We start from the raw sequence: 10,078 nt of genomic DNA, 5'->3' as shown, positions 1-10,078 counted from the left end.
GGGGCCGCCCCGGGGCGCGCAGCCCCCAACCCACACACCGGGGGGGGGGCGCCCCCCCCCCCCCCGCTTTTCTGTTGCCCCGGGCCCCGCCCGGCGCGGATGTGCTGTGCTGTGCTGTGCTGCTAACGCCGCCTACTTCCGCAGCTGGTGCCCGCGGTAGTCATAGTCGGCAGGCAGGGACCGGGCACCTTGGGTGCCGTCGCCGCGCAGCGCTTCCTCGGTCAGGGCGAACGTGATCACGGAGTGGGCCACGGCGTCCGACATCTGGTCCAGCACGGTGCGGTTGATGTTGTTAATATCGTCGCATTCGGCGTGGTAGCAGGCATCATAAGCAACACCCGCCGTCCCGCCGAAGAGCGCTGCTTCCTCCGGCGTCTTCAGGCCTTCGGCACCCGTGAACAGCCCGCCGGCCGGAATCCTGTTGGCAATAAAGCCGGCGTAGTCGGAACGGCCGCTGAACTCGGTGGGAGCACTGGTCAGCCCCTCGGAGGCAAAGTACTCCTCGAAGACCTCCTCGATGACGTCGGACCCGGGAGGTCCGGTCAAACCGAGGGCGTCGCCGTCGCCGTCGTAGATGAACCGGCCGAAGTTGGGAGAGCCCACCATGTCAAAGTTCAGGTTCAGCAGGGTTCCGGCCAGCCCTGCCTCGTCCAGGGAATCCACATAGTATTCCGAGCCGACCAGTCCGTCCTCCTCACCGCCCCAGAACGCGAACCGGACGCGGTTCTCCAGGCCGCCCTTCGGTGCCTCCTTGGCCAGCTGGACGGCGCTTTCGAGTGTGGCCGCCGAGCCGCTGCCGTTGTCATTGATGCCCGGCCCCTCGGGAACCGAGTCCAGGTGGGCGCCCACCACGACGGTTCGGCTGGGGTCGCCGGTGCGGGTATCGGCCAGGATGTTGAAGGAGTTGACGGTACGCACTGCGGATTCCACGGAGACCCGTACGACCACCCCCGGAGTGCCGGCGAGCGCCTCGCCGAGGGCGAAAGTGGTGCCGACGGCGGGAATGGCCGAAAGCTCGGCGCCCACGGTGCCGTTCAGCAGGCCGGAGCGGTCATCCCCGGGCATGTCGTTGCCCTGGTTGAAGATGACGGCAGCGGATGCTCCGGCGGCGGCAGCGTTGTCCACCTTGATTTCAAAGCTACAGGTGCCGCGCTGCAGCAACGCGATGTTCCCGGCCGTGAAACCGGCGAAATCCGCCGGCTCGCAGCCGCTGGTCGACACGCGGGCCCCGGCAAGGTTAATGTCCACCGGGGTCAGCGCGGCCGTGACGTCGCCCGTCCCCGAGTAGCTCATGGTGGTGAAATCGGTTCCTGCGACGTAGGTCTGCGCGGTGGGGGAAACCTGTTCGAAGGCTTCACCCGTCAGCTCGAACTGGTCGTAGGAGAAGGCCTGCCGCACCGGCGTGTAGCCGGCCCGGCGCAGCTGCTGCTCGATGTAGCGGCCGGAGGCTTCGTAGCCCGGAGTGCCTGAGGCACGGTTTCCGCCGTTTGCGTCTGCGGCGGCCTGCAATGCGTCCAGGTGCCGGAGTACGTTCTTGACGGTCACCTTCTGCCGCAGCTTTTCGCTCTCGTCCGGCTTGCCATGCCCTTTGCCCGGATTCCCTTTCCCGGGATGCCCTTTCCCCGGGTCGCCCTTCCCAGGCTGCCCTTTGCCGGGGTCGCCCTTCCCGGGATGCCCTTTCCCCGGGTCGCCCTTGCCGGGCTGCTCTTTGCCCGGAGTGCCCTTCCCGGGACTCCCCTTCCCGGGCCCGGAGTCGTGGGCGTTTTGCTCCCCGGCCGCGGAACCTTTGCCGTGGTCGGCTGCAACTGCCGGCGCTCCCCCGGCCACGGTCAGGAAGACCGCCGCCGCGAGCGCCGTCGTACGCAAAGTTCTGTTCCTGTTCATCATTCCCCTAAGTGAGTCCCCCGTGAGTGCCTGTGATGGTCCGGTACCCGCCCTGCAGGCGGCACCGTGCCGCAGAACGTACCCCATGGGCAGTGCGGGCGTAAGCGCAGGACGACCTGTTCGGGAGGGGTCAGTTGCCGGAAACGGGCTCCACTCTGTTGTGCTGCGGTTCGGCAAGTTATTGTGGGGCGTTTTGCTCGGTCCGGTCCCGCGTCCCCGGCCAGCCCCAAGGGATCTGGTTTTTCGCCGGGGTGCCTGCGACGCTGGAAGGGCACGGGCATAAGCAAGAGCCGTTTCCCTTCGCCGGATTCGCCTTTCGACAACGTAAGGATTGCCCCATGGCACGCAACGCGCACTTATGGGCCACCGGTTTCGCGGTACTCGCCCTTTCGATCGCCGGATGCGCCGGCAACAACGAAGGCGACGGCTACAACGACACACCACCAAGCCCTTCGGGGACTTCCTCCGCTTCCAGCGGCTCGTCATGCACCACGGTCTCCCGCAACAGCCCGGGGGAAGAGAACTGCCAGGCCGCAGGCATTCCGGGCCGCACCGTCAACCCCGACCGGTGTGGAAAATTCACTGCGTCCCCTACGCCGGGCGGCATCCTCGAGGGGACGTTCGGGCCTTACTGCGACGACGCCGTCGCCACCACCTACAACACGGCACTGATCCCCGACGAGTCCGTGGCCATCGTGACCATCGAGGAAAGCCCGGACGACACCACCGTGCAACTGGAGGCGCAGAGCTTCGCCGCCAACACGACGTACAGCGCAAGGCTGCACGAGGACGGCTGCGGAGCGGATCCAGCGGACGCCGGCGGGGAATACCGGAACAGCCAGGGCGGCCTCAGCCTGGACTTCACCACTGACGCCGCGGGCAATGCCACCGCGAGCACCACGGTGCCGTGGACGCTGCCGGACGACGACGCCGAGTCCCTCCTTCTCCTCGATGCAGGACAGGGCGGCGCGGCAGGGGACCCGGTGGGCTGCATCAACCTTGAGCCGTAGCGGGGCCGAGCCTCCCCGGGCGGGCAGTTTCAGGGCAGCTGCCGGGGCGGTTTAGGATGAGGGTTGGCCGGTTGGCGGGCTGCAGGCCCGCGGATTCCGGCATTCCGCCCATCCTACGGAGGACCTATGGCCCTGAACGCATCAACCATCCTGCCCTACGACGTACGCACCGTGACGGACACCTTCGCTGACGAAGGTTTCCTGCGCAGCATGAGCGAACACGTCGGCGGCTCCCTGGTGTCCGCTTCCGTGGACGGGGACACGGCCGGAGCATTTGTCCTTACCGCTGTGCGGACCATGCCGACGGACCGCCTGCCGGACATGGCGAAGAAGTTCGTAGGCGCCACCCTGACCGTGACCCAGAAGGAACAGTGGGCAGCACCTGCCGCTGACGGATCCCGGGAAGCCAACGTGGAACTCTCCGTGGGCGGGGTGCCCCTGAAGGTCAACGCCGTTCAGCGACTGGTGAGCACCCCCGAAGGCACCCGTGTCGATGTAGACGGGAAAGTGGCCTCCACCATCCCGTTCCTGGGTGACAAGATCGCGAAGGCCGCAGAGCCGATGATCGGCAAGGCGCTGACCATCCAGGCGGGCCAGGCCGGCAAGTGGATCGAAAGCCGGCAGGGCTAGCCCATGGTCCTCTCCACTCCCCTGGCCCTGGTCCTGGTTCTCGCCGGCCTCTGGGCCATCCTCGTCTGGCCGCCCTACCTGCGGGACGTACTGAAGTCCCCGCAGGCCCGCGACGACAACGGTGCACCCACCCGGTACATGACCATGAACCTGATGAAGATCAGCACCGCCATGGTCCTCGGACTCGCAACCCTCGTCATCGGCGTCCGCGGCCTGTTCGGCTGAACTCCCCTTTGTAAAACGCCCCGGCAGGTTTCCTGCCGGGGCGATTTGCTGCCCTTCCGCGGCGTGGCTCACGCACCGCCGTCGTGAGCGGTTACACTGATTCACGGTGCGCCGGGAAGTCTGGTCGGCAATGGTTTTGCCGTACCCGAATTCGATAGGAAATCCTTCATGGCCTCTAATCCCACCGCCCCCAAGCCAAACGGTCCCCGCACCATCCTGGGCCGGGGCAGCTACGGCGAAACGCTCCGCATCGGCGAGATCCTGCGCAAGGAAACCGTGGGCGGGATCCTCCTGCTAATTGCCACGGTGGCGGCATTAATCTGGGCAAATTCCCCGGCTGCAGACACTTACTTTGCCGTCCGCGACTTTGAATTCGGTTACGAGCCGTGGCACCTCAAGCTCAGCATCGGCACCTGGGCGGCCGACGGACTGTTGGCCATCTTCTTCTTCCTGGTCGGCCTCGAGCTGAAAAAGGAATTCATAGCCGGGGATCTGCGGGACATAAAGCAGGCGATCGTTCCGATTGCGGCCGCGGTGGGCGGGGTCATTGTCCCCGCCCTGATCTACGTAGCCGTCAACATGATTGCCGGTTCGGACGGCCTGCGCGGCTGGGCCATCCCCACCGCCACCGACATCGCCTTTGCCCTCGCCGTCCTGGCTGTCATCAGTTCCCACCTGCCCAGCGCGCTGCGGATTTTCCTGCTCACCCTCGCCGTGGTGGATGACCTGATCGCCATCGCCATCATTGCCTTCTTCTACTCGGAAGACGTGCACCTGAGCTACCTGCTCTGGATGCTGCTGCCGCTCGCGGCGTTCACACTGCTGGTCCAGCGCGTCCCCCGCTTCTTCGGTACCCATGGCTGGGCCGCCTGGGTCATCCTGCTGCCCCTCGGTATCGCCACTTGGGCATTGATGCATGCCTCCGGCGTCCACGCCACCGTGGCCGGGGTACTGCTGGGCTTCGCGGTTCCCGTGCTCCGCCGCGACGCGGAGCGCAACAAGCTGCCCGCCAGCCCGGAACGGCCCGGCCTGTCGGAAATCTTCGAGCACCGGTTCCGGCCTATCTCCACCGGCTTTGCGGTACCGATCTTTGCCTTCTTTTCCGCCGGCGTTGCCCTGGGCGGCTTCAGCGGCGTAGGCGCCGCACTCACGGACCCGGTGGCTCTCGGGATCATCCTGGGCCTCGTAGTGGGCAAGCCGATCGGCATCCTGCTCACCACCTGGGCGGTCACCGCGGGGACACGGGCCAAGCTGGATCCGGATGTGCGCTGGGTGGACCTGGCCGGAATCGGCATCCTCGGCGGCATTGGCTTCACGGTGTCCCTGCTGGTCAACGACCTGAGCTTCGACGTCGGAACCCTGCATAACGACGACGCCAAGGTCGGCATCCTCATGGCCTCCGTGTTGGCGGCGCTGCTGGCTTCAGCCCTGCTGACCGCTCGGAACCGCCGCTACCGCCTGATCGAGGCCGAAGACCGGCGAGACGATGACCAGGACGGCATTCCGGACGTGTACGAGGACCGGGAGGAGCGGTGACTACCCCTATCTGGCGCAGAACATCGACGGAACTTCATACCTCTCGGTCGTGCTGTAATTCATCGCCAGTGGAGCGGCCTCGCTCGAAGGGAACAACAGGTCCCCTGCTGTTACCCGGGTGACGGTGTCCCGTGGAGACTTGAGGATTGCGGTTTTCACGGTCACATTCACGGCTACCTTTTGGCCCTCGGTAGAACCGAGCGCAGCCACCAGGCCGCCAATCTCGATCGGCTGGACACTCCCGTCTGAACCGATGCTCTGCGGGAGCGCGTAGGACATCGGAGCATTCAGCCGCTTCGAGGTAAACGTCAGGATGTACCTTGCCTCGGGATCGGCCGTCCTCATCGCCGGGAGGACTATCCGCCCTGTCAGCCATCCGTTCACGCAGCTGGCCCCTGTGGGCACAGGCGTGAGCGGAGGCACCGTGGACCCTGTGATTGTCACGGCCGTCGACTGGCTCCAGAACGCATACGCGGCGGGACCGCCTGCACCCAGGACCACCGTCAGCACAAAGACCACCGCCGCTGCCCGGAATCCGGGCTGGGCACGCAGCCGGGTAACCGGGCCGGGACGTGTCCCGGGTACGGCGTCGGAGCGTTCCGCAGCCCCCTGCTGCGTTTTCCTGCTCATCGGCTCCTGCTTCGTAGTCGGAATCCGGCGGCGGCGAAGAATGCCACCGACAGTGCTATCAGGAGCGTACCGGAGAGCGAGCGGATGATGGGTTCGACGGTGCTTTCGAACGACGCCGGAGAAGACGCTTCCAGGCGTCCGGCCTCCGCCGGCGGAACCGCGGTGTTGACGCGTGCATCCCGGTCCTGCGCCGGAACGGGAGCTGCGGGGAACCCGGCGAGCACCGTCGTGCCGTCGCTGTCAGCCTCCCGGTTCAGGATCAGGGCTGTTTCCGGCCCCGCCTGGGCTGCCGGCCGGCCGGCATTTCCAGCCTCCCCGGCGTCGTTGCCGGTTCCGTCGCCCCCGGCGTCGTTGCCGGTTCCGTCGTCTCCGGCGTCCGGGGTCCCCGGACCCGACGGCGGTGTTTCGCCATTGTTGCCGAGCGCCTCGCAGGCGCTGGGTACCGTGCCGGCAGCGTCCATGGACTGCAGGTAGAAAACGACGTCGAACCGGGCGCTGCGGTTCATTGTTGCGTTGGGCGCGTCAACAGACAGGCCGGCCGTGAGCTGGACCCGAACGGCGGCGCCGGGCCCGAGTTCCCATCCCCGGTAAAGGTCGCTGCATTCGCCGGTGCCGCCGAGGTACACCGGCGGGCCGCCGGCAGTGCCGGCGGTGCCGCTTACGCTGACCAGGCCGGCCAGCTCGGGGTCAATCGCAGCGCTGACGGCACCGGCGGACAGATACGCTGCCTCGGCGCCGTCGTTGCGTACCCAAAGGCTGCCGTCCGCTGTTCCGCCGGGAACAAGTTTAACTTCCTCCCGAAAGACCGGCTGGGCCAGAGTGGGGCTGAAGCCCGCACCGTCGGAGCTGAAGCTGAGATAGCTGCCGGCTGCGGAGGCCGCCGGGATACCGGCGAAGGTGATGGCCGCGGCGGCGCCGCCTACCGCACCGAAGGCGAGCCAGGGTCTGGCCCGTGGAGAAAACCCCATTAGACGGCTACAGGCTTCCGGTGGCTCCGGTCGCGCGGATGCGCAGCGTCGTGGTTGCAGTGCTCGCACTCTTCCAGGACGGGGTCGTCATGGCCCAGCGGATCCTCGCGGTGGAAAATGAAGTGAGCGGTCCGAGCGGTCTCACCGTCGGTGGAGTCGCTGTCCGGATCATCGGTGCCGGCATCGGACTCCGGAGTTTCCCCGTCACCGCGTTTCTTGGCCAGCGCGCCGCGGACCATGGAGACGATCCCGTAGCCCATGAGCGCAACGGCGCCCCACTGCAGTGCCTCGCCGCGGTCCGAGTTACCCAGGGCATTGGCGGCAAAACCGACGAAGGGAACGGCGTAGAAAAGCTTGCCGCGGACCTGGACCTCGCGGACGGGCAATTCATCCTCGACGTCGTTGTTGTCGCCCTTGGTAATAAACGTGGTTTCGCCGCTTTGGGACGGGCTGATGGCCGTGATGCGGTGCGTGATGACGGCGGAGCTGCCGGACTCGATTTGGAAGGTGATGACATCACCCACCCGCAGCTCATCGAACGGCACGGGCTTCACCACCAGGAACGTGCCCGGCGCGTACTTGGGGGCCATGGAACTCGTGAGGACGCTATAGGTCTGAGATCCGGTCACCAAAGGAATAACCACCAGCACGAGGGCGGCCAAAGCTGCAACGCACAAGGCCAGATAGCTCAGGGCGGTGCCGAGGAAGCCCAGGGGGCTGACGGGGGCTTCTGCTTTCCTGCGACCACTCATGGTTTGTCCTATCCACTACTTAGCGGCTGGCGCAACCTGCGCCACGGTGAGGTTTGCGTTGATCTTGAATTCTTTGCCCATCTGGGCGGCGGGGGTATTCACATTCAGGCTTGCCTGGATGCAGATTGTCTGTGTGGCCAATCGAGGCAAAGTCACGGAGTGGGCGGCGGTGACGGAAACAGCGGCGTATGAATTTGCCGGCATCGTGTCGCACGTATAGCCGGACCGAAGGACGGCGGTTTTCGCGGTAAGGTTCCTGCCGAAATCGCCCACCGGCGCGTAGACCAGGGCATCCACTTTGAGCGCTAAGGGCGAATCCTGAGTTACGTTCACCGAGTTTTGAACAGCTATCTGGGCGTACGTGCTTTTGCCCTTACCGAGGGTCCCGGGGATCTGGATCGTCATTGGTCCAGAGGTCATTTCCGTCCCGTTGACCAGAATTCTGAAGTCAGCTGCCTGGATTGTGCCGGCGTTCGAGGGAGCCGTGGTATTCCATAGTGCGTAGGTTCCCTGGACGGTCAGGAGGCCGAGCACGACAGCGGCGAGGATCAGGCCTGCTGCCTTCAGTGTGCTCTTCATGAAATGCCGCCTTCGGGGGAACAGGCTGTGCGCGGAGCATGCGCTCCGCGCACAGCCAGGGGTTGGAACAAGGTGGCGTTAGCCGGTGCTACTTGGTGACCGGCTTCTGCTCCAGCGTGTACGAGACGTTATTCAGGTTCGCCGTGGCATTGGTGCTGCTCTTTGCCGAAGCGTCGAACTTGAAGGAGACGGAAGCGGTCACAGTCTGGGGCTTCTCATCCTTCGTGGGGGTCAGGACGGTGGTCGGCAGGACGGCGCCGGCGCTGTTGGTCAGGGTCGGCGGCTCGATCAATTTGAGGTCATTCGTGATGAAGTCGCCGGTCAGGATGCCGTCGGCGTTCACCTTGACGTTAGCCTGCATCTTGTCGCCCTTCAGATCCACGGTGAGCGGCTGGCTGTAGGTGAGGGTTTCGCCCGGAACGATCTTGTAGCTGTTGATGTCTTTGATCGGCGTGCCGTTGGAGGTCCAGGTTCCGGTTCCGGCTGTCAGGCCCAGGTCACCGGCGGCGATGGTGCCGGCATTGGTGTCTACGGTCTGGTTCCAGACTGCCAGGGTGCCGCCGCCGCCGAGGAGGAGTGCTGCGCCGAAGCCGATTGACAGTGCGCCCTTGGTCATCTTGTTCATCGTGTCCCCTTGTTCCTGTTACCCGTGTTCGGCCCTAGGAAGGTTTTCCTCGCCGCTGGGAATTACTTTGCCGCCCGCTCCTCAAGAAACAACGCCGCCCAAACACAGGGTTGATGAAACATTCCGGCAAACCTCAAGCGCCACACAAGGTAACCTCAACAGCAGCGCAACCGGCCGGATCCGGCCCGGAAACCAGCCCTATCCGAAGCCTGAGGACATGAGAACCACCACTGCCCCGTTCCGTATTTTGACCGTCTGCACCGGCAATATCTGCCGCTCCCCCATGGCCGAGCGCCTGCTCCAGGCCGGTCTGGACAAGGTTGCCCCCGGCGAGTTCGAAGTCACCAGCGCCGGCACCGGTGCCCTGGTCGGCTCGGGCATAGAACCGCATGTAGCCGGCTTCGTGAACATCTTCGGCGGCGATTCCGCCGGCTTCGCCTCGCGGCAGCTCACACCGGAGATTCTTCAAGGCCAGGACCTCGTGCTGGCCCTGACCCGTGCCCACCGGAGCAAGATCGTGGAACTCGCCCCGGCACTGCTGCGCCGCACCTTCACACTGCGTGAGCTGGCCCGCCTGCTGCCCCTGGTCGATGCGGACCCCGGCGCCGCGGCCGCCGACCGCTGGCAGGCCGCAATGGCCCGGGCACTGCGGCTGCGCAGCGCGCACCCGGCGGGGCCGGAAGAAGATGACGTAGTGGACCCCTACCGCCGCAGCGACGCCGTTTACCAGCAGATGGTCCGCGAGCTCACCCCCGCCGTGGATGAACTGCTCGCCTGGGAGCGCCGCTACCGGTGAGCGTGGTCATTGCGGGAACACAACGACGACGCCGGCTCGCCTGCCTGTTTCTGCTCTATCTAGGCGCACTGGCCGTGATCGCATTCTGGCCGTCCCCGGTGGACGCCGGGTCGGCTGGAACCCTGCGGGCAATCCTGGACGCCCTGCAGGCCCACGGCGTGCCCGGATGGGTTAACTACACCCTCGTGGAGTCCGTCGCGAATGTGGTGTTGTTTGTTCCCTTCGGCGTCCTGGCCGCCGCCTACCTCACCGATCGCTTCGCCTGGCTGGCCGCCGTCGTCGGCATTGCGGTCTCCTGCGCGATCGAAGCGGGGCAGCACATCTTCCTGCCGGCCCGCTATGCCACGGTCCACGACGTCGTCGCCAATTCGCTGGGTGCCGTGCTCGGCACGCTGGTGGTCTACGCCGTCCGCAGCCGGAAGGCAGCTTGACCGGCGCCCGCA

General features: G+C 65.9%; 12 protein-coding genes. 6 read left to right on the top strand and 6 right to left on the bottom strand.

Translation table 11 applies throughout. The features are described 5' to 3' along the window. Window positions 1-132 precede the first annotated feature (132 nt). Window positions 133-1,545 carry a M28 family metallopeptidase gene (locus LOC60_RS10440; RefSeq protein WP_230024908.1) on the bottom strand — a complete coding sequence of 471 codons (1,413 nt, stop codon included), beginning with the start codon at window positions 1,543-1,545 and terminating at the stop codon, window positions 133-135. Window positions 1,546-2,222: 677 nt separating this feature from the next. Here LOC60_RS10440 and LOC60_RS10435 point away from each other — a divergent pair. The 4 genes from LOC60_RS10435 (at window position 2,223) to nhaA (ending at window position 5,285) form a co-directional block, all read left to right on the top strand. After that, window positions 2,223-2,894: a hypothetical protein gene (locus tag LOC60_RS10435; RefSeq protein WP_230024906.1), complete on the top strand. Its 672-nt coding sequence runs from the start codon at window positions 2,223-2,225 to the stop codon at window positions 2,892-2,894. Between the two features lie 126 nt (window positions 2,895-3,020). After that, the gene (locus LOC60_RS10430) at window positions 3,021-3,524 is read left to right on the top strand and encodes a DUF2505 domain-containing protein (RefSeq protein ID WP_230024904.1); all 504 of its coding nucleotides are present in this window, start codon (window positions 3,021-3,023) and stop codon (window positions 3,522-3,524) included. Window positions 3,525-3,527: 3 nt separating this feature from the next. Further along, window positions 3,528-3,749 carry an SCO4848 family membrane protein gene (locus LOC60_RS10425; protein WP_230024902.1) on the top strand — a complete coding sequence of 74 codons (222 nt, stop codon included), beginning with the start codon at window positions 3,528-3,530 and terminating at the stop codon, window positions 3,747-3,749. A gap of 168 nt (window positions 3,750-3,917) precedes the next feature. Then, window positions 3,918-5,285: a Na+/H+ antiporter NhaA gene (gene nhaA, locus LOC60_RS10420; RefSeq protein WP_230024900.1), complete on the top strand. Its 1,368-nt coding sequence runs from the start codon at window positions 3,918-3,920 to the stop codon at window positions 5,283-5,285. 6 nt (window positions 5,286-5,291) lie between these two features. Here the strand turns inward: nhaA and LOC60_RS10415 are convergent, their stop codons facing one another. The 5 genes from LOC60_RS10415 to LOC60_RS10395 all read right to left on the bottom strand — a co-directional run bounded on the left by LOC60_RS10415 (window position 5,292) and on the right by LOC60_RS10395 (window position 8,839). Next, window positions 5,292-5,915, bottom strand: coding sequence for a hypothetical protein (locus tag LOC60_RS10415; protein WP_230024898.1), 624 nt, complete (start codon window positions 5,913-5,915; stop codon window positions 5,292-5,294). After that, window positions 5,912-6,883: a hypothetical protein gene (locus tag LOC60_RS10410; protein WP_230024896.1), complete on the bottom strand. Its 972-nt coding sequence runs from the start codon at window positions 6,881-6,883 to the stop codon at window positions 5,912-5,914. The genes LOC60_RS10415 and LOC60_RS10410 overlap by 4 nt, the downstream gene beginning before the upstream one ends. Then, window positions 6,883-7,635 (bottom strand): signal peptidase I, encoded by a 753-nt coding sequence (locus tag LOC60_RS10405; protein WP_230024894.1) that lies wholly within the window; start codon window positions 7,633-7,635, stop codon window positions 6,883-6,885. Before LOC60_RS10405 ends, LOC60_RS10410 begins: the two co-directional genes overlap by 1 nt. Window positions 7,636-7,650: 15 nt before the next feature. Next, on the bottom strand, window positions 7,651-8,214 hold the full coding sequence (locus LOC60_RS10400; RefSeq protein WP_230024892.1) for a hypothetical protein: 564 nt from the start codon (window positions 8,212-8,214) through the stop codon (window positions 7,651-7,653). Between the two features lie 88 nt (window positions 8,215-8,302). Continuing rightward, the gene (locus LOC60_RS10395; protein WP_230024890.1) at window positions 8,303-8,839 is read right to left on the bottom strand and encodes an alternate-type signal peptide domain-containing protein; all 537 of its coding nucleotides are present in this window, start codon (window positions 8,837-8,839) and stop codon (window positions 8,303-8,305) included. 217 nt (window positions 8,840-9,056) lie between these two features. Here LOC60_RS10395 and LOC60_RS10390 point away from each other — a divergent pair, with 217 nt between their 5' ends. Beyond that, window positions 9,057-9,635, top strand: coding sequence for an arsenate reductase/protein-tyrosine-phosphatase family protein (locus LOC60_RS10390; RefSeq protein ID WP_230024888.1), 579 nt, complete (start codon window positions 9,057-9,059; stop codon window positions 9,633-9,635). Further along, window positions 9,632-10,066 (top strand): VanZ family protein, encoded by a 435-nt coding sequence (locus LOC60_RS10385; RefSeq protein WP_230024886.1) that lies wholly within the window; start codon window positions 9,632-9,634, stop codon window positions 10,064-10,066. The genes LOC60_RS10390 and LOC60_RS10385 overlap by 4 nt, the downstream gene beginning before the upstream one ends. The last annotated feature ends 12 nt before the right edge of the window (window positions 10,067-10,078 follow it).

The organism is Arthrobacter sp. zg-Y769 (genome assembly GCF_020907405.1).
Taxonomy (GTDB): Bacteria; Actinomycetota; Actinomycetes; order Actinomycetales; family Micrococcaceae; genus Arthrobacter_B.
Note: the sequence above shows the minus strand (reverse complement) of the source record. Positions and strands in the feature narration are given on the sequence as shown.

Excerpts from the sequence above, each read along its gene's own strand:
- LOC60_RS10415 (WP_230024898.1), bottom strand. The coding sequence starts at position 5,915 with ATGAGCAGGAAAACGCAGCAGGGGGCTGCGGAACGCTCCGACGCCGTA.
- LOC60_RS10390 (WP_230024888.1), top strand. The coding sequence starts at position 9,057 with ATGAGAACCACCACTGCCCCGTTCCGTATTTTGACCGTCTGCACCGGC.
- LOC60_RS10400 (WP_230024892.1), bottom strand. The coding sequence starts at position 8,214 with ATGAAGAGCACACTGAAGGCAGCAGGCCTGATCCTCGCCGCTGTCGTG.
- LOC60_RS10405 (WP_230024894.1), bottom strand. The coding sequence starts at position 7,635 with ATGAGTGGTCGCAGGAAAGCAGAAGCCCCCGTCAGCCCCCTGGGCTTC.
- LOC60_RS10410 (WP_230024896.1), bottom strand. The coding sequence starts at position 6,883 with ATGGGGTTTTCTCCACGGGCCAGACCCTGGCTCGCCTTCGGTGCGGTA.
- LOC60_RS10425 (WP_230024902.1), top strand. The coding sequence starts at position 3,528 with ATGGTCCTCTCCACTCCCCTGGCCCTGGTCCTGGTTCTCGCCGGCCTC.
- LOC60_RS10430 (WP_230024904.1), top strand. The coding sequence starts at position 3,021 with ATGGCCCTGAACGCATCAACCATCCTGCCCTACGACGTACGCACCGTG.
- nhaA (WP_230024900.1), top strand. The coding sequence starts at position 3,918 with ATGGCCTCTAATCCCACCGCCCCCAAGCCAAACGGTCCCCGCACCATC.
- LOC60_RS10435 (WP_230024906.1), top strand. The coding sequence starts at position 2,223 with ATGGCACGCAACGCGCACTTATGGGCCACCGGTTTCGCGGTACTCGCC.
- LOC60_RS10395 (WP_230024890.1), bottom strand. The coding sequence starts at position 8,839 with ATGAACAAGATGACCAAGGGCGCACTGTCAATCGGCTTCGGCGCAGCA.